Genomic DNA, 18,059 nt, shown 5'->3' with positions numbered 1-18,059 from the left:
AATCTTAGGTTATCCGTCAAACTATTAACGAATACAGGTTAGGATTTATATTTGCGCCAATCCATTCCGCTATTCTCCAGCAGGTAACCAAAGTCGCTCTCAAGCCGCTTCTGCTCCGCTTTACGCGATTCCTCCGCCTCTTTGCGGCTTTTCTCCCGCTGTTCAGCTTCTTTGGCTCTCATATCGTCAGCCTGCGACTTCAGTTTATTCACTATCTCCGGATTCAGCAAATCCTTCAATGTTGCCGGTTTATCGCTTGCTTCCGGCTTAGCCGCAGCAGGTTGTCTTTTTTTGACCATGTCCTCACCTCTTGCCTGTTTATGCATCATCAGATAATAGGATAACTTCGTTTAAAGGTATGGTACTCCCAAGCTCTTCGAATGTCAAACCCGAAACCGGTATCCCGCTCCCCATACCGTTTCAATGTATTGAGGGTTATTGGTGTCCATTTCTATCTTCTCCCGCAGCTTGCGGATATGGACGGTCACCGTCTGAGTATCTCCGAGGGAATCTACACCCCAGATCCTTTCGAACAGATGGTCCTTGCTGAAAACCCGGTTCGGATGCTTGGCAAGAAAATAAAGCAGGTCAAATTCTTTATTCGTCAGCGAGATTTCCTGTTCATTCAGAAATACCCGGCGCGCTTCATTATCGATCTCCAATCCGCGGATCACGATGAGGTCTGTAGATTTCTTACTGCCGATAAGACGCTCATACCGGGCAAGATGAGCTTTGACTCTTGCGACCAGCTCGAGCGGTTTGAACGGTTTCGTAATATAATCATCCGCACCGAGCCCCAGCCCCCGGATCATGTCCACATCGTCCGTCTTGGCCGTGACCATCAGCATCGGCAGGTCGCGCTTCGCCCGAATCTGCTTGCATAGGTCAAAGCCGTTCACTTTGGGCAGCATAAGATCAAGAATGATCAAATCATAATCTCCATGCAGCCCGAGCCTCAAGCCCTCTTCCCCATCCATGGCAATATCGGCTCTAAAGCCGTTAATTTCCAAATAATCTCTCTCCAGCTCCGCTATCGACTGTTCGTCTTCAATAATCAAGATACGTTTCATCTCAGCACCATCTTTATTTGATCTTGGCGGGCAGGGTCATCGTGATCCGAGTCCCTTGCCCCAGCACGCTTTGAGCTTCTATATGTCCGCCATGTCCGTCTATGATTTGTTTGGCTATGGCAAGCCCCAATCCGCTTCCCCCGGTAAGCTGATTCCTCGACTGTTCCGCCCGATAGAACCTGTCGAAAATATGTGGCAAAGCTTCCGGAGCTACGCCCGCTCCATTATCCGATATTTCAATAACAATGGAGGCATTTGCTTCGTAAGCCCGCAATCCAATCCTTTTTTCCGGTTTATCCATATATTTCACACAGTTATCCATTATATTCGAGATCACTCGTTTGAGCTTATCCCGATCAATGGAAGCCTGTGTTATTGGCGATACTTGAAGATCTGTCTCGAATAGTATTCCTTTTTTATCCAGCTCAAACTGCAGCTCCTCCGCCCAATCCTGCAAAAAAGCCGCTGCACGAACGGATTCAAATTGAAACGGAAGCCGTTTCAAATCCAGCTTGGAATACAGGAATAGCTCATCGATCAGACGCCCCATTTCCCCTGCTTTGGAGGATATGGTCTGAATATATTTATTCATCTTGTCCGGCGTATCCGCTACCCCGTCCTGAATTCCGGCGACGTAGCCTTGAATGGCCGTTAATGGTGTTTTCAAATCATGAGAAATGTTCGAGATCAGTTCCTTCCGGTTCTCTTCATATTGCAGCTGGGTTTGAATGGACTGCTGAAGCTGATGCCGCATTTCTTCGAATGCGAGCCCCAATTGTGCTATCTCATCACGCCCGTTCAGCCGCACCTGAAAGTCCAGATCTCCTTCCTTAATTCGCTTAGCCGCTCTTTCCAGCTGCCGGAGCGGGACAATAATGCTCTTGGAAACGAAATAGGTCAACGAAACATTCGTAACGACTAATATAACGAGCATGGAAACGAACAGTGTAGGAAAAAATTTGCGTGCAAAATTAACGAAAGGACTTACCTTGCTCAGGATGAAAACCGTTCCCGGATGCGAATCGGCATACCAAAAATCCATTTGTACAATCGAATACAATTCATTGCCTACCCGCTTGGTCGGCACTATTTCCCTGTGGCCAGCTCTTTCAAAGGACGGCAGCTGATTCAACAGCTCGGAATGTTCAAACTCCTCGGATACATAAGTCAACTGCTCATCCTTCCTCACCGCCAAACCGGAACCGTTCGCGGCAAGCTCCTGTGCCATTTCATTCAAATAACTCCTATCTTTGAAAACGACCGGATTGCTCTCGGTATTCCTTCGCAGCTCCTTCATCAATCGCTCCGTCTGGTGACCGGTGAAAGGAATCGACTCGGACCCATACACATCATGAAGATTTTGTAGATCGCCCCGGTATACAATGACAAGCAAAAGTGTGGTCATAAGGATGAGAATCAGCGGAATGATCAGCATTGCCGCATAAGACAGCAATAATTTAAAACGTATGGACACTAGTCATCCTCTCCAACGGTCAAGCTTCTTTACGATTAAAAATAAAGTATCCTAAAGATAAAAACAAGATGCAGCTCGAAATCAAAAATATCGCAGCCGTGAAAAGCTTGGATGGCATGACCGAACTATTCAGCCACATCAAATGCCAATCCGTATACGAAATCGGGGAAAAGGACGCTACCTTGCTGGAGAAAAACGGCGCCGCTTTGGCTACTACATACACAACGATCGAAAATGCAAAAGAGCCGCTAGCACTGTTGAACCATTGCGCTAGGAAGATGAACAACGCGGATAAAGCTGCCATAGAGAGCCAGGCCGCACTATAGGCCTTTATGACCTCAGAGCCATGGAAAGTGCCGGACGATCCAAGAAATAAACTGCATAGTACGGTCACAAGTCCCAGCAGCAGTAAAATAGCCGCATTCGCGATCAGAACTGCCAGAGTTTTGGAAGCAAATACCCGAAACCGCGTAATCGGCCGAAGCAGCGACAGCTTTAAGGTTCTTGAGGATACCTCATTAGGGAATAGATCCGCGGCCATCAGAAATATAAAGAGTGGTATCCAGAGAGCTGTATAAAATCCCAGCATATCGATAGGAAAAGTTCGACTGACTGCGACGAGACCCATTAACGGCTGCAGCTTGTGCAGAGATAAGGCAAGCCCTACCGGAAGGATGGCGGAAACTATAAGCATCACGATCGTTTTTTTGCGGTACAGCAGCATATAAAGCTCATTAACCAGGCCCGTTTTCAAGCTATGCATTCCTTATTGCCTCCTTCATTCCCGCCAGCTGCTGAATATAAAACTGCTCCAAGGATTGATTATGCTCTAGTAATTCTGACACGCTGCCTTCCGTCCTCAGCTTGCCGCCGAATAAAATTCCGACCCGATTGCACAGCTGCTCCAGTTCATGAATCATGTGACTCGAAATGAGAAACGTGGTCCCGAGCTCAGCCGAGCATTGCATCACCAGCTGACGGAACATGACCGTTCCCTCAATATCCAATCCGTTCGTAGGTTCATCGAGGATCACAAGCTCAGGGCCTGCCATTATCGCCGCCGCCAAGGCTAATTTCTGCTTCATGCCGGTAGAGAACTGCTTGATCTTTTGCGAGCGGGCATGCTGGAGTCCTACGGTTTCGAGCACTTCTCCTATACGATTCTCCTTAAGGTCCGGATAAAATCGGGCAACTATCCGCAAATATTGGTCTGCCGTCAAGAAATCGTGAAAATCGGCGGATTCGATCATGCAGCCTACCTTGCTCATCGCTTGTTCAAATTGATCGGAAATATCGTGACCGAACAAGCGGACAGACCCCTGATCAGGTCGAACTAAGCCTGTAATCAGCTTCAAAAGGGTGGTTTTCCCTGCCCCGTTCGGCCCCAGAAGGCCATAAATATCACCAGGATACAGCTCGAGCTCGATATCCGAAATCCCTCTTTGTTTGCCATATGATTTGGTTAAGCTGTGAACAGATACGATCCCATTCATCCTGTCCCCTCCTTCCTGTCGATAAGTGCTGCAGCGGAGGAGCAGCCTACTTCCCCTTATCCGCTGCAGCGCACAATTATTTATTTATGTTCTTTGTTCTGACGAAAATCTTGTTTCATCGTTTGGACTTGTTTCCCGGTCAAATCGACTGTATCCGGCGTTGTTTGGTTATAACCGGACAGATCCGCGTTCAGATGAAGTGTAAGCACATGTGCCGTTCCTTCCGCATCCTTACCGGAAACCGTTACATCCGCTTGTTGATGCTCAATATAATTGTTGGTGTTAATGTCTGCTTTAACCGCCACTTTGTCAATCTTGATATCCTGCGTCAGCTGTGGAACATTCGCGTTCAAGCTATGCCCGTCAAACGGAATCGGCTTGGTTGAGGACTCGCTATCCGTTTTGTTCTGTTTATGTTCGCTTGTTGCATGCTTGATGGCAATCGGCGCAATAGCATTGACTACTGCGGGAATCTGTGAGTTGTTGAGCTCTATTGCAACCTCTTTGGAGCCGTCCGCTTTATCATTCACCGTCACGTAATCCTTTAAGTTACCTACCAGGGCATCAATCACCGTTTCAACCTGCTGGGACATACCTTCGCTTTCATGCTTTTGGGCCCAATCCCGCTTCTCCTTGCCCTCCTGCTTCACATAATACACATCGCTTGCGCTCGATTTTACAACGATACCTTCCGCTTGTTTGTAAAAAAGAATCGACTGCTCCGCGCCATTGCCTGCTTTCACCGTTACCGATCCGCTTGCATGTTGATTTTGCGAGCTAACCTTAAACGTTCCGTTCGTGCTAGTCAGCGTATTACCATTATCCTGCAATACCGATTGCGCCTGAATGCTCACATTTTGAATCGCCTTCGTGTTCTTAAATGCCGATTTGTAAGCGTCATACCCGGAGGTGCTTGCCATAGCGGAAAACCCTGTCGTTATCATGACGACGCTGCTAATGCCGACTGCACTCCCAAACACTACCCATTTCTTTTTCATACTCCAGCCTCCTATGGATTGTAGGTTATCGACTTGCAATACCCATAGTACACGCTAAAAATAAACCGCCCGTGAACCATTTATTAAATATCTATTAACTGTTTACGTAGGTAGGCCGTTTTCCAGTGGGAAAGGGATATACTTGGGAGAGTTAACAGAAAAAGAACAGCGGCGTTCCTCCATGTCTGGAACCGCTGTTCTTCTCTTTTTGATGGACAATGTTTTTCTTAAGGAAGTTATTACATCCCATTTATTTCATATATTCTTCCCACTCCTGTTTCAAAAGCGAAAAGCATCGATTGTCAAGATACTTCCCTTGGGAGTAAGCATAGCCTCGCAGTATACCTTCTTCTTGAAATCCCATTTTTTGTAATAGGCGAATAGACGGTGCGGCATCTAAATAAGTAAAAGCTTCTATACGGTTCAATCCCATGGTTTCGAAGCCGTAGGTTATGACCTTTTTCAAAATTTCCGACATATACCCTTGCCGCCAATGCTTTTTGGCTAAATCATAAGCGATTTCTCCCCGCGAACCCCGGTTCGTTTCCCAGCCGTTATATCCGCATGTTCCTACCAGAGTACTATCCTCTTTCTTAATAATCCCCCAACGGATAGCCTGGTTCTGTTCATATAATGAGTTCATAAACCGAATTACATCTTCCGCCTGTGCAACATGTTCAAAAGGAGCTTCTCCCATATCTTTAGTCACATCAGGGTCGGAAAAAATCTCGAATACCGCCGGACTATCCTCCAGCGTCATTTGACGTAATAGAAAACGTTCCGTTTCCAATACAGGAAAGGTCTCAAATTTCATTTCAATGCAATACCTCGCTCTCACAAATATAGCGGCATAAGGAACACCGCCAAGATATCCTGTAGTACATCATAACATGAATTATACGTTTAGTAAAAAACTATACGGTCACTTGATATACGAGGACTTTCCTTACGGCTTCAATTGTTCTACTCTTCCATCAGACTTTGCAAATATTGCTTATAGTCGAAGCCCAGCTCATGGCTGACTTCTTCGTCGATTGCTCTCAAAGCCTTCGCTACGGCCGCATAACGGGGACTTAAGGTTTCCAGCATATCACTGAACGGAGAACCAAGCGTAAGATTGGGCAAGTCTTTAGACTTACTCATCAATTCGGAAATCTGCTTTCTGAAGCTGGGATCCTGACGAATTTTTTCGATTTGTCCCATAATATTCGCCTTCACACCGGCTAGTACTGCAGGATCGTTCCGTAATATGCCTGTGTATAGGCTTGCATTGCTTTCCTTGAACTTCCCTATACTAATCTGATCGTCGGAAGCGATCCATTGACATAGATAATGGTCCTCGGGGACGGGTGGGATGTCATCCAATAGGTCCACTAACTGCTGAACCCGGTTCTTTGATTCCGTCGTATCTATAAGAATATCGTCTAAAAAAGGATACAACGATACTTCAACAAATTGTCCGAATATTCCCGGGAATGCCGTTCTAATCTTTCTGCTCAAAGTGACCATCATATCATCCGGTTGACTAAATTGCTCCGCTAATATAGATACGGGCGTTCCTTTGGCCAGTTCTTCCCTCAATGCCCGGATCGTCTGCTGCTTAAGCTTCAGATCTGTAGCATGGCGCTCCATCTCGCTCTCTTGCTTCAAGAGCTCTTGTCCCAGCTCTTCCTCCTGTCGAACGATACGCTTAATTTGTTCGATTGTAAAATCCAAGCTTCTTAATAAAGCCACGAGCTTCAGCGTTTCAATTTGATTCTCATTATATACCCGATACTGGTTGTTTGGATCTTTACTGACCTCGATGATGCCGGCTTGTTCATAAAATCGGATTGCCTTCTTCGTCAAACCGGACTTTTCGGAGACTTCTTTAATATTCATGTTCTTTTCCTCCTAATAGGTTATGGCATTGTATAGCAGAACAATGTGGAGAGCCGCAAAAAAATAAATGAATCTAGCGGATGAAGCATAAGAACGCTGCAGCAAAAGAAGAATAGCCATCATGACCGGAAATAGAAATAGTCCGAGCCATTTATTAATCAGTTGGTCTGCTCCCTGTCCCATAAAATGTATGGGAATTTCATTAGGGCAAAACCCGCTTACGATTAGTGCTATGAGAAGGGATAGTACGGTTATCATTCCTAACACTCTGCGATGAAATAAATAATGCATAAGTGGTCGCCTGCCTTTCCTTGCTCGTTTAAGTCACTTTCATTATAAAGCTTCCCCTTAGGGGAAGGTCAAACGGCTGCTTTACTCGTTGTTTTATTATGCCAAGGTGCACCCTTTCCATACGAAAAAGCATGCTATTCTCTATACCTAACGGGTTTCCTAAAATGAGCTGCTTTGAAAAAAAGGTTTGACACAATCCCTCTCCTATCGTTAATATGAATTTCATGACTATTTGGTTTTATTAAAAACCATATGGTCATAAAAGTCAAAATGATAGAGAAAGAGGTATTTTTTATGTCCAGCCCTTCTGTAATGAATACAACGGGATCCGATAGGGAGTTCTCAGTGAAACAGCTGCTTGCCCCGCTTCTAGCCGTTGTCATTGGTACTTTCATGGTTATTCTCGATAGCACTGCGGTAAATGTAGCTATCCCTACTCTAGTCACTTATTTCGATAGCTCGCTCCAAACCATCCAATGGGCAGTTACCGCGTATACACTGGCATTGTCAGCGGTTATCCCGCTTGCCGGCTGGCTGACGGATAAATTTCAGGCCAAGCGAGTGTTCCTTATCTCCATCGGATTATTTACGATCGGTTCCATGCTTTGCGCTTTGGCTCAATCGACAGAGCAGCTCATTTTTTTCCGTGTGCTCCAGGGACTCGGAGGCGGCATGGTTTCGCCTATCGGCATGGCTATGGTTTATCGGCTTGCGCCACCTGACAAACGCGGCTCTGTCATAGGCATGTTCGGAATTCCGATGCTGCTTGCTCCGGCTCTAGGACCGGTTTTGTCCGGATTGCTGGTTGAATACGTAAGCTGGCAGTGGATCTTTCTCATCAACTTGCCTGTCGGCGTGGCAGGAATTATGATCGGGCGCAAATGGCTTCCTTCATTTGAGAGCAAGCAGGCTCCATCCCTCGATATTATTGGGATGTTCCTTGGTCCTCTTGCGTTCGCCATGATTACCTTCGGTGTAAGTGAGGGCGGTGCCGACTGGACATCCGCAAGGACATTAACAGGTCTAATTGTCGGCGGAACAGCCTTGGTACTATTCGTGATCTCGTGCTTGCGGCAGAAACAGCCTTTACTGGAGCTGCGTGTGTTCAAGTCTTCGGATTTCACTCGCGGCATTATCATTTCTTGGATAATGCAAACCGCATTATTCGGGACGGTCCTCCTGTTTCCGCTGCTGCTTCAGCAGTTGAAAGGCTACTCGCCGCTGGAGACCGGGCTTATTTTACTCCCGCAAGCTGTTGGATCTATGATCTTCATGCCCATCGCGGGGAAAATCTTTGACAAAGCAGGCGCCCGTCCTCCCCTTCTTGCCGGCATGACCTTGATCACTGTTGCTTTGTTTACAATGGCCTTCATTACGATCCATACGACTATAGCTACCGTGATGATTACCTTATTTTTACTAGGCTCCGGGATGGGTTTATCTATGATGTCTTTAAATACTCATGTCCTCAATGCCACGCCTCGGGAGCTTGTCAGCAGAGTTACCCCGCTCACCAGCGCTGCGCAGCAGGTTGTCTGCTCCTTCGCCATTGCGGGATTAACCGGATACCTAGCCTATCGCTTAAGCGCTAACGAAGCTGTCCATTCGGATGGAGCAAGCTCGCTGGAAGCAGGCTTAGCCTCTTACGGGGATACATTTTTCCTGGCTGCATGGATCGCTTTTATTGGACTGGTGTTATGTCTGTTTCTTAGAAAGCCAAGACAGTCAGATCACAATCATTAATGGATGGGTTTAGCTTCTTTTTTCGGGGCAATCATAGAAATAGTTGGTCATATCCCCGTTTCGATTGTACAATCTTAAGGGTAGCTTGTTGAACGAGGAGGTACTAGAATGAGTATGCTTAAGGGAAAAATCTTGCAGTCGGCCATTCGGCTGTTCGCCGAAAAAGGATATCAGGCAACGTCCATACAAGATATTGCCGACGATTGCAGCATAGCCAAAGGCTCTTTATATAAGGTGTTTGCCTCCAAGGAAGAATTGTATATCAGTATACTTGAGAAGCGCCAGCAAGATATGATACATGCCGTGGAGAAACTAAGGCAAAGCGGCCTATCCAAAAGGGAACTGTTTATTGAAGAAATTGCTTTTCAGTTCGAATTTTTCTTAGAGCACGGTTATTATATTTCCAGAGATCACAATGAGTTCCCTCCGGTAAACAACGACAAGCTGGGGGCCGTCATTAATCAGATCCGCATTAATATGTTTCGTTACTACGAAGATATCTTATTGCGGTATTACGGCTCGACCATGCTTCGTTGGAAATGGGACATCACGGCCGTCTTTAACGGGATGATCAGGGAATATACCTTTCATTTGCTATTTGGGTATAAGCCGGTGAATCAGAAAGAGCTGGCCCTTTTTATTGCCAGCCGGATGGATGATATCGTAGACGGCTTTGAAAATCGTTCGCCGTACCCTTTACTTACGGATGAAATGATGGATGATTATACTCATGTCGATTTTAGAACGAATCAGGAAACCCTCGAGATGCAAAGGTCTGCACTGTTTGAAACTATGTTATCTATTATTCCCGACATATCCATTCCTAATATAAGAAAAAAGGAGCTGCTTGAAGCAGCCGTGATGCTGCAGGAGGAGTCGGCGCAAGCTCAGCCCCGAAGATTTCTCGTGCATGCACTCCTTCGTGATCTTGCCTCTGAGAAGGAGCTTATTTATTATGCCAATCAGCTGAAGCAGCTGCTTCAAGAGAGGAATGAAAGCTCATCGTCATAGAATTGGATCAACCAGATCTTTCTGGTTGATCCTTTTTTAAAGGTAATAGAGTCAAACATTCCAGCCTACGGACATAGTTTCTTACCCGTTATTCATATAGCTGTTGTACACACTCTGTATTACATCATTGCATTTTTCTCTTGTAGAAAACTCTTGTCCAAAGGAATATTGCATTCCCTATCAGCAAAATGGTAAACTCCCAGCCCGTTTTTCCGTTTGAAAAAAAATCGATTAGCGACCAGATTAACAAAGCTGCAGTAAAAAATAGATAAGCATTTTTGGCCGATTTATCATTTTGATATTGTTCCATTTCATCCGCTTTTCGCAATTTCATTCAGAGTCCTCCTCAAAAATAAATAACTGATCAACTGTAGTTTCTAGATGAATCGATAATTTGAACGCCAATGATAACGTGGGGTCATATTTGTCATTTTCAATAGCATTGATCGTTTGCCTTGTAACGCCGCACTTGTTTGCAAGATCTTCTTGGGATATCTTCATTTTTTTTCTAATATCCCTAATGTTATTTTTCAATATGACCACCTAATCCTATAATGTAAAAAACTTTTTACATTTGAAATCATATAGCAATCTCAATAAAATGTCAAATTGTTTTTACATTTCATCCAAAGCTATCGTTTTAAGTCAATAAAAAAAGGACAGCATTGCTGCTGTCCCGTGGGATCCGCCAAACCTTGGAGTAAGCATTGTTACACGCAGGAAAGGTTATAAGACTCTGTTCCAAGCCTCCTCGTTCAATTCTTGATTTATGCCCACAGCGGCCAACGAACCCATTGAAGCGGCAAGAATTAATTGATGTAACTGCGAGGCTGCATCACCTGCGCTAAAGACGCCTGGGATGTTCGTTCTGCCAAATGAATCGGCTATGACCGCTCCGGATTCCGTCATCTTGCACCCCAAAGCTTGGGGCAGATCTGACCCTGGAGCCAGCTTCGGTTTAAAAAAGATGCCGGAGCATTGCAGTCGGGTACCGTCCTCCAAAACAATTTGCTGCACCATACCTTCAACAGACTCAATCGATTGGATCGGCGAATCAAATACGGGAACCTGATGCTTCATCAGCTCCTCACGCTGCAAATCCGTAAGTTCATCCGGTCCATTCGTGCAAATGGTAAAGTCACTTGTCCAGCCGGAGATGACTTTAGCCAAATGTAATGCTTCCCCGCCTTTGACAATCAGGACAAGCTTCTGGTCCCTTAATTCCCAGCCGTCGCAATAAGGGCAGATAAAAGCGCTTTTGCCGTACACCTCCGTCAACCCGGTAATACTTAGCGGAAGATCCTTCATTCCTACTGCAAAGAGCAGCTTTTTGCTTTGGTAGGTCTGCCCCTGGTTCGTCGTTATTTCAAAGCAGCCATCGGAACCAGAGACGGTTACGGCTGTTTCATTGGTAAAGGTAACGGACGGATAACGGGCGATCTGTTCCCTGGCAACCCGTCTAAACTCGCTTGGCTTTATCGAATCTCTCGTAAGAAATCCGTGGGACTCGTGTGTAACCCTATTCCGCGGACGTTCTTCGTCAATAACTACCACATGCTTTCTTGCTCTCCCGAGCACTAAGGCAGCACTCATTCCCGCCGGGCCACCGCCAATAATAACGCAATCGTGAATCATACAACTTCTCCCTTCTGATATCCTTAATTATATTAGAGATATAATAGACTAATTATATCTATAATATCGATTAAAAAATCGACGGATTTACTCCGTCTTGAATAACCTGGCCACATCCACTATTTTTTTGCTCTCCAGATACTGCTCCATCTGGCGTTCGGCATCTAATACCACCTGCTGAATCAGACATTCACTTCCGTGATTTAAGCCGCATTCGAACAGGGAAGCCGTCCCCTCAATCGCATGGATAATATCAAGGAAGGAGATCTCTTCCTTCTTGCGTCTTAGACGATATCCGCCGCTAGCTCCGGAAACGGACTGAATCAAGCCGGCTTTGACAAGCTTCGTCATCATTTTGGACAGATACGTCTGTGAAACACCCAGCTTTTGAGCCAGCATTTGGACGCCAACTGGCTTCTCCGGATCCTCTGTCACCAGAAAGAGCATCGCGTGAAGAGCATAATCGGTCGCCTGGGAAAATTTCATAAGTACCTCCATTAAAGACAATATAGATCTATAATAACTCCAATTAATCTGGAAGGCAAGTCTTTCCCGTAATCTGCTCCTATTAGCTCTCCGCTAACCGCGTGGTGCTTTTATAATGGACATGGTATACCTGTCTACGCGATGTTAGTCCTCATTGCATACCCTATATCGATTGCGGGATATAAGATATGAAAAAAGGAGGATCAGCTCATTGTTATTTCCAATCGACAGCCAGTTTACCCCTATCTTGATCGGAGGCGCACCATTAACCGATCCAGCTGGGGACGTGAACCCGTCCAGTACGGACATTGTGGGAAGCGCGCAGTACCCTGCGGCATATTTCGCGTATGACGGGACCAGTGTGTTCTTTAGGCTTCGTCTTAACGGTGATCCCAGGTCTAAAAATGCTTTCGATAATTTCGCCTGGGGCATTCTTTTTAACACTAATGGAATAGCCGGGACTTACCAATGGGTGTTAGCCGTTAACGGGCTAAAAAGTCAGCTGGAGCTCATTCAAAACACGACCCAGCAAGTCAATACCTGGAATGACCCTGCCGAAGGCACCGATGGGAAAGGCACTCCCAATTATGCTCAACCCATTGTCAATTATGATATTGTGAGAGCTCGTGCGACAAATGACGGCTCCAATTTTGGAGGAGATACGGACTATTTTCTTGATTTTGGAATAGCAGCCTCGGTATTATTCCGATTCCTCGCTATTAATGAATCATCCGTCATCCGAATGATGTTTTTCTCTTCAGCCAATAATAACAATTTTAACAAGGATACTTTGCTTGCCCAAGGGTTCAGCTTCGCCAGCGCCTTTACTGATCCAACCACAACAAAGCAAGGTGATATGAGAGCCATGCTTAGTGTCAATAAACAATTGGTATCAGGGCCCTCCAGCGTACTGGCAGGTCAAGTATCGTCGTGGACAGGAACTATCCAGGTCACCAATACCGGTAAAAGCGCAGCTAATAGTGTTATCGTTAACGACTCGATTACACTTGATGTATTGTCATCACTAACTCAGACCGTAACGCAAGGCTTCACAAACTTTGATGCCTTGAACAAAATATTGAGCTGGAATGTCGGGAATATCCCTGCAGGGGGCAGGCAAACCCTTAGCTTCACCATCAACGGGCAGTTTCAATCCCCTGGAACCGGTACTCGTACTCTCAACACGGCGAGAAGCACAGGCTTGGATTCCCAAACCGGAGGAACGATTCCCGCAGCTTCGTCCTCGATTACGATATCGGTACAGAATACGGGCGGAATAGCAGGGATCGTTCTGGATAACTCGACAGGACTTCCTCTGCCTGGTGCTGTCATTCAGCTTCGCAACAATACGAATCAAACGATTGCGCAATCGTCCAGCGACTCGGGAGGAGCCTATGGATTTACCGGTATTGCTCCGGGAGGCTATACCTTAACCGCAACTCTGCCTAACTATACCATCGTGACGGTTCAGACCACGGTTAATTCCAATTCGGTAACTACTTTGAATTTGCTGCTGCCTCCGCTCCCTGCAGCTGTCCAAGGAAAGATATCGGATACAGGCGGTGTTCCTATTCCTGGAGCAATGATCCTCCTTAAGTCCCCCTTCGGAGCTGTATTGGCAACCCAATCAAGTGATGCGAACGGTTTATATGCTTTCACTCAGCTGATTCCGGCAACTTACACCATCATTGCCGGCGCTGATCGATATCAAGCCCAAACCGCAGGCGTTGTTTTATCCCCAAATCAAACGTCGAATCAGAATTTTGCTTTAAAAGCGAATCCGGCAACCGTAGCCGGAACTGTAACGGGAAACGGCATCCCGATTGCCGGTGCATTGGTCGAAGTCGTAAACGATAAGGGCCAGGTCATTGCTTTCACTAATTCGGGCCTTGCAGGAACATATTCTATCGGTTCTTTAACTCCGGGAACCTATAGATTGCGTGTTAGTGATCCCGGTTTTGCTGCACAGCTTATCGGGTTTACCGTTGGTGCCGGAGGAAGTATCACGATCAACGTGGACTTGGCTCCTAATCCCGGTTCGCTATCCGGTGTGATTACGGATGCCGGAACCTCACAGGCGCTGTCCGGTACCGAAATTAGGCTCGTGAACAGCGGAGGAATCACGGTGGCAGCAGTAACGGCTAATAGCGATGGCTCGTACTCAATTCCTGGTATTGCCCCCGGGAGCTATACGGTGACCTTCGCCCATAACGGCTATGCGAGCAGCACGCTAGGAACGATTATCACCTCAGATCAAACCGCCATATTGAACGCAAGCCTGCAAACGTTAGCCGGCCAGCTAAGCGGAGATGTAACGGATTCTTCCGGTTCCCCTATCCCGAGTTCAGTCGTTAGAATACTCATGAATCAGCTTATTATCGCCACTGTCAACGCGGATAATAACGGAAATTACGCAGTAAGTAACCTAGCCCCCGGAAACTATACGGTCCGTGCGGAAGCACCTAATTATCAGCGCAGCGTGCTGGGTGCGTTGATCGAACCCTTTCAGACGACTACGGTTAATTTTCAGTTGGACCCGAATCCTAGTACCATTATAGGCACTGTCACGGATGCAAGCGGAAATCCGCTAGCCGGTACGGTACTTACAGTCCGCATCGATACGGCTGCCGGACCGAACGTAGCCAAATCGATTTCGGATATTAACGGTCAATATACGGTACTTGATCTTACCCCTGACGATTATTTCGTTACGGCGGCTGCTGACGGCTTTCAGCTAAGCGTTCAAGGAATTATTGTTACTCCAGGTTCGACGCAGACACTAAACTTCAGCCTTTCACCCGAACCATCAACGATTCAAGGAACCGTCTTTGATGAAACCACAGGTATTCCCATCCCTTCCGCCACGATTGAGATTCGAATTATGAATTCCAATGGCGCTGTCATTGCTACTGCGTTTACCGATCCATCAGGCAATTATTTGATATCCAGCCTGGCTCCGGGGACATACAGAGCGATTGCCAGTGCCTTAAATTACCAATCAGACAGCGCCACTGTTGTTATCGGTCCTAACCAAATAGCGACACTGAATCTTGAACTGCTTCCGGATCCGGGCGGTATCCAAGGCCAAATCACAGATAGTGATACAGGAGCCGCTATTGGCGGCGCAACAGTGAAGGTTGCCGATTCCGATGCGCTTGTTACAGCAACTGCATTTACAGACCATACAGGCAATTATAATGTCGACGGCTTAGCGCCAGGTAACTATACGGTCATTGCAACGAACACTGATTATCAGACCAATACCATCGGGGCCATCGTTTTTTCGAATCAGACGGCTTCCGCATTTCTCAGCCTGGCTCCCAATCCCGGATCGATCAGCGGTACACTTCAGCCTGGATTGTCAGGAGCATCGGTGCAGCTGTACGACACCAACAACGTATTCATCGCTACAAGAATAACGGATCAGAACGGACGGTTTCTGTTCGATTCGCTTGCCCCCGGATTGTACACAGCCGTAGCTGCCGCAGCCGATTATGCTGCCAGCCGGACGGGGGCACATGTCAGCTCGAACGAAAACACGGATATTTTGATTCCCATGCTCCCTGATCCGGCAACACTTACCGGAATCATAACGGATCCATCCGGAAATCCGTTGAGTAAAGCTGTGGTCACTGTTATGGATCAGAACGATACGATCCTCGCGACGGGCCTGGCTGACGCGAATGGAGCCTATATGGCTGACAGCATTCCTCCAGGCACTCATACCGTTCAAGTAAAAGCTCCCGATTACAGCCAGGCAATCGATACCACCACGTTCGCTCCAGGTCAAACGATAACCGGGTTGAATTTTATACTGACTCCGGATTCCGGTTCTGTCAGTGGTCAAGTAACAGACTCGGTGTCGGGAACTCCAATTCCCGGGGCTACCGCAGCGATAAGAGCCTTGGATCAACAAGGGGTGATTGTAAAATCGGTTACTACAGGCCAATTCGGAAACTTCGTGATTCCCGATCTTGCTCCAGGACCCTATACCGTTCTCGTAACGGCCGATCAGTACGCATCCGATTTTGTTGGTGTAGTCATCATCAGCAACTCGTCAGCAAATGCAAGCATTTCTCTTTCGCCGCTGCCCGGCACGATACAAGGAGCTGTCCAAGGGCTAACCGGATTGCCTGTGACAGGGACTGAGACGCTTATTCGTCTATACGATGCCAATGGGCTGCTGCTGGATACCATCTTTGCTAATCCGGATGGAACATTCGTCTTGTCTAATCTGCAAGCAGGCTCTTACAGCATTCAAGCCGGATCCCCTGGCTTCGCCAATAATACTGTAACAGTCAATGCGGTTAACGGTATAACGACAAACGTGATCATCCAACTGACTTCAACGCCGGCAAGCGTGACGGGTACTATCATTAATGAAGCTTCCAATGAACCTGTGGAGGGGGCTGCTGTCACCGTGAGAGACAGTGCAGGCGATATTGTCAGTCAGACCGTCTCCGATAACAATGGCAGTTATCATTTGGATAACGTGCCTTCCGGACAGCATACCGTTACCGTAACAGCACCAGATAGTGGAACAGTAACCAGCGGAATTCATTTGGACGAAGGGCAATCGACTACGGCAGATTATTCTCTCCCTCCCTCGCCGGGAAGTATCGGCGGGTTTGTCATTAGCATGGCCAGTATGTTCGCGATCCCCGGGGCAGTTGTCGTCGTCAAAGATTCAGCCGATACCATCATTGCCTCCGTACCCGTATCCAATACGGGGCAATACCAGGTCAATAATTTGACACCTGGCAGCTATACGGCAATAGCCAACGCCGATGGATTCTCAAGCCAATTCGGAGGTGTGGATGTTGCGTCCGGCCAGCAATCGGTAATCAGCTTCGCCTTGAACCCGCTTCCCGGCTCTGTCAGCGGTATCGTTTCGAACTCATCCAATGGCACTCCTGTTGAAGGAGCAGCTGTAGACATCCGATTAAGCAATACGTTCGGCCCGGTGCTTCAAACGGTATCGACTACACCTTCAGGCACTTATTCCAATGGGAATCTGGTGCCCGGCAACTACACGATTACCGTATCCAAAGATGGTTTCACCTCTCAGATAACCTCGTTCGATGTGGTATCGAATCAAAATACAACTATTGATTTCAACTTGCAGCCAGTTGCTGCAACCATCGTCGGAACAGTTAGTGAATCATCTACAGATAAGCCTGCTGCTGGTGTAGTCATTGTCATATCCGATGAGAACTCAACGGTAGTAGATACAGTGCAAACAGGAACGACAGGGTCTGCTGTCGCAAGCGGCGTTCCCGGCGGGGATTTAGTTGTCGTCGCCTACAAACCGGACGTCCAATTACAGGAGACACTGATTTTCGCTTCGGGTGCCCCTGCCCTGCCTGTTCATTTCGACTTAGCTCCCCATCCAGGGGATGTCATCGGGCAAGTACTCAATGCATCAACGGGAGGAATTATTACCGGCGCTATCGTCCAGATTTTGACCGAGAATAAAGTACCCGTGACACAAGTCGCCACCAACGCCTTCGGAAGTTATCGTATAAGCGGCTTGAGCACGGGAGTTTATACCATTGCCGCTTCCGCTCCGGGCTTTGGTTCAGACGCAGCTCTGGTTCAAGTCAGTGCCGGAAGGGCGGTGCCGGTAACCCCGCTTTCCTTTGACCCTGAGCCCGGAAATCTTCGGGGAATGGTGACCGATCCGTCATTCCGGCCTCTTGCTTCAGTGCTGGTACAAATATTTAATCTTCAGGAGGTGCTGGTCCGCAATGTCATAACGAACAGGCTTGGACAATATGCCGTCATCGGACTGAATCCGGGTGTGTATTTGGCAAGGTTTAGCCTAGAAGGATACGTTCCAGAGTTAAGGAGACCGGCCATTCGGAAGTTGGACACCACGATTTTGAATGTTGTGCTCCACCCGGAGAGTGAGGAATAAACAATAAAAGGTTGTAAGGCAAATAAAAGCCCCTTTCGACGGACACGCAGCTAAAAGCGG

Annotated in this window: 16 protein-coding genes; 3 read left to right on the top strand and 13 right to left on the bottom strand. The window is 47.1% G+C overall.

The annotated features are described in order from the left end of the window. Positions 1-38: 38 nt before the first annotated feature. The 9 genes from B1728_RS06690 to B1728_RS37325 all read right to left on the bottom strand — a co-directional run bounded on the left by B1728_RS06690 (position 39) and on the right by B1728_RS37325 (position 7,174). Positions 39-299 (bottom strand): YqkE family protein, encoded by a 261-nt coding sequence (locus B1728_RS06690; protein WP_079909400.1) that lies wholly within the window; start codon positions 297-299, stop codon positions 39-41. An 84-nt stretch (positions 300-383) separates the two neighbouring features. Then, positions 384-1,070 (bottom strand): response regulator transcription factor, encoded by a 687-nt coding sequence (locus B1728_RS06685; RefSeq protein ID WP_079909399.1) that lies wholly within the window; start codon positions 1,068-1,070, stop codon positions 384-386. Between the two features lie 13 nt (positions 1,071-1,083). Then, positions 1,084-2,544, bottom strand: a complete 1,461-nt coding sequence (locus B1728_RS06680) for a sensor histidine kinase (protein ID WP_079909398.1) — start codon at positions 2,542-2,544, stop codon at positions 1,084-1,086. 19 nt (positions 2,545-2,563) lie between these two features. Then, positions 2,564-3,307 (bottom strand): ABC transporter permease, encoded by a 744-nt coding sequence (locus tag B1728_RS06675; protein WP_079909397.1) that lies wholly within the window; start codon positions 3,305-3,307, stop codon positions 2,564-2,566. After that, complete coding sequence (locus B1728_RS06670; protein WP_079909396.1) at positions 3,300-4,037, bottom strand: ABC transporter ATP-binding protein; 738 nt, start codon at positions 4,035-4,037, stop codon at positions 3,300-3,302. Before B1728_RS06670 ends, B1728_RS06675 begins: the two co-directional genes overlap by 8 nt. Positions 4,038-4,117: 80 nt before the next feature. Beyond that, positions 4,118-5,035: a hypothetical protein gene (locus tag B1728_RS06665; protein ID WP_079909395.1), complete on the bottom strand. Its 918-nt coding sequence runs from the start codon at positions 5,033-5,035 to the stop codon at positions 4,118-4,120. A 250-nt stretch (positions 5,036-5,285) separates the two neighbouring features. Next, positions 5,286-5,825 carry a GNAT family N-acetyltransferase gene (locus tag B1728_RS06660; RefSeq protein ID WP_256865261.1) on the bottom strand — a complete coding sequence of 180 codons (540 nt, stop codon included), beginning with the start codon at positions 5,823-5,825 and terminating at the stop codon, positions 5,286-5,288. Between the two features lie 173 nt (positions 5,826-5,998). Then, positions 5,999-6,916, bottom strand: a complete 918-nt coding sequence (locus tag B1728_RS06655) for a MerR family transcriptional regulator (protein WP_079909393.1) — start codon at positions 6,914-6,916, stop codon at positions 5,999-6,001. 12 nt (positions 6,917-6,928) lie between these two features. After that, positions 6,929-7,174 carry a DUF1648 domain-containing protein gene (locus tag B1728_RS37325; protein ID WP_225948045.1) on the bottom strand — a complete coding sequence of 82 codons (246 nt, stop codon included), beginning with the start codon at positions 7,172-7,174 and terminating at the stop codon, positions 6,929-6,931. A 327-nt stretch (positions 7,175-7,501) separates the two neighbouring features. Between B1728_RS37325 and B1728_RS06645 the strand changes: the two genes are divergently transcribed. Together B1728_RS06645 and B1728_RS06640 are read left to right on the top strand one after the other, a co-directional pair. Continuing rightward, positions 7,502-8,950, top strand: coding sequence for an MDR family MFS transporter (locus B1728_RS06645; protein ID WP_079909391.1), 1,449 nt, complete (start codon positions 7,502-7,504; stop codon positions 8,948-8,950). Between the two features lie 108 nt (positions 8,951-9,058). Then, on the top strand, positions 9,059-9,961 hold the full coding sequence (locus B1728_RS06640) for a TetR/AcrR family transcriptional regulator (RefSeq protein ID WP_079909390.1): 903 nt from the start codon (positions 9,059-9,061) through the stop codon (positions 9,959-9,961). A gap of 124 nt (positions 9,962-10,085) precedes the next feature. Here B1728_RS06640 and B1728_RS06635 read toward each other — a convergent pair whose 3' ends face one another. The 4 genes from B1728_RS06635 to B1728_RS06620 form a co-directional block, all read right to left on the bottom strand. After that, a complete protein-coding gene (locus tag B1728_RS06635) occupies positions 10,086-10,289 on the bottom strand; it encodes a hypothetical protein (protein ID WP_079909620.1) in 204 nt (67 codons plus the stop codon). A gap of 2 nt (positions 10,290-10,291) precedes the next feature. After that, a complete protein-coding gene (locus tag B1728_RS06630) occupies positions 10,292-10,495 on the bottom strand; it encodes a helix-turn-helix transcriptional regulator (protein ID WP_079909389.1) in 204 nt (67 codons plus the stop codon). Positions 10,496-10,687: 192 nt separating this feature from the next. Beyond that, positions 10,688-11,596, bottom strand: coding sequence for an NAD(P)/FAD-dependent oxidoreductase (locus B1728_RS06625; protein ID WP_079909388.1), 909 nt, complete (start codon positions 11,594-11,596; stop codon positions 10,688-10,690). An 87-nt stretch (positions 11,597-11,683) separates the two neighbouring features. After that, positions 11,684-12,082: an RrF2 family transcriptional regulator gene (locus B1728_RS06620; RefSeq protein WP_079909387.1), complete on the bottom strand. Its 399-nt coding sequence runs from the start codon at positions 12,080-12,082 to the stop codon at positions 11,684-11,686. A gap of 211 nt (positions 12,083-12,293) precedes the next feature. On the opposite strand from B1728_RS06620, the gene B1728_RS06615 reads away from it, so the two are divergent. After that, positions 12,294-17,999 carry a carboxypeptidase regulatory-like domain-containing protein gene (locus B1728_RS06615; RefSeq protein ID WP_079909386.1) on the top strand — a complete coding sequence of 1,902 codons (5,706 nt, stop codon included), beginning with the start codon at positions 12,294-12,296 and terminating at the stop codon, positions 17,997-17,999. Positions 18,000-18,059: the final 60 nt, after the last annotated feature.

It is taken from the genome of Paenibacillus sp. 32352 (assembly GCF_002042965.1).
GTDB classification, from domain to species: domain Bacteria; phylum Bacillota; class Bacilli; order Paenibacillales; family NBRC-103111; genus Paenibacillus_S; species Paenibacillus_S vulneris.
Note: the sequence above shows the minus strand (reverse complement) of the source record. Positions and strands in the feature narration are given on the sequence as shown.

Excerpts from the sequence above, each read along its gene's own strand:
- B1728_RS06690 (WP_079909400.1), bottom strand. The coding sequence starts at position 299 with ATGGTCAAAAAAAGACAACCTGCTGCGGCTAAGCCGGAAGCAAGCGAT.
- B1728_RS06685 (WP_079909399.1), bottom strand. The coding sequence starts at position 1,070 with ATGAAACGTATCTTGATTATTGAAGACGAACAGTCGATAGCGGAGCTG.
- B1728_RS06675 (WP_079909397.1), bottom strand. The coding sequence starts at position 3,307 with ATGCATAGCTTGAAAACGGGCCTGGTTAATGAGCTTTATATGCTGCTG.
- B1728_RS06670 (WP_079909396.1), bottom strand. The coding sequence starts at position 4,037 with ATGAATGGGATCGTATCTGTTCACAGCTTAACCAAATCATATGGCAAA.
- B1728_RS06665 (WP_079909395.1), bottom strand. The coding sequence starts at position 5,035 with ATGAAAAAGAAATGGGTAGTGTTTGGGAGTGCAGTCGGCATTAGCAGC.
- B1728_RS06655 (WP_079909393.1), bottom strand. The coding sequence starts at position 6,916 with ATGAATATTAAAGAAGTCTCCGAAAAGTCCGGTTTGACGAAGAAGGCA.
- B1728_RS37325 (WP_225948045.1), bottom strand. The coding sequence starts at position 7,174 with ATGATAACCGTACTATCCCTTCTCATAGCACTAATCGTAAGCGGGTTT.
- B1728_RS06645 (WP_079909391.1), top strand. The coding sequence starts at position 7,502 with ATGTCCAGCCCTTCTGTAATGAATACAACGGGATCCGATAGGGAGTTC.
- B1728_RS06640 (WP_079909390.1), top strand. The coding sequence starts at position 9,059 with ATGAGTATGCTTAAGGGAAAAATCTTGCAGTCGGCCATTCGGCTGTTC.
- B1728_RS06625 (WP_079909388.1), bottom strand. The coding sequence starts at position 11,596 with ATGATTCACGATTGCGTTATTATTGGCGGTGGCCCGGCGGGAATGAGT.
- B1728_RS06620 (WP_079909387.1), bottom strand. The coding sequence starts at position 12,082 with ATGAAATTTTCCCAGGCGACCGATTATGCTCTTCACGCGATGCTCTTT.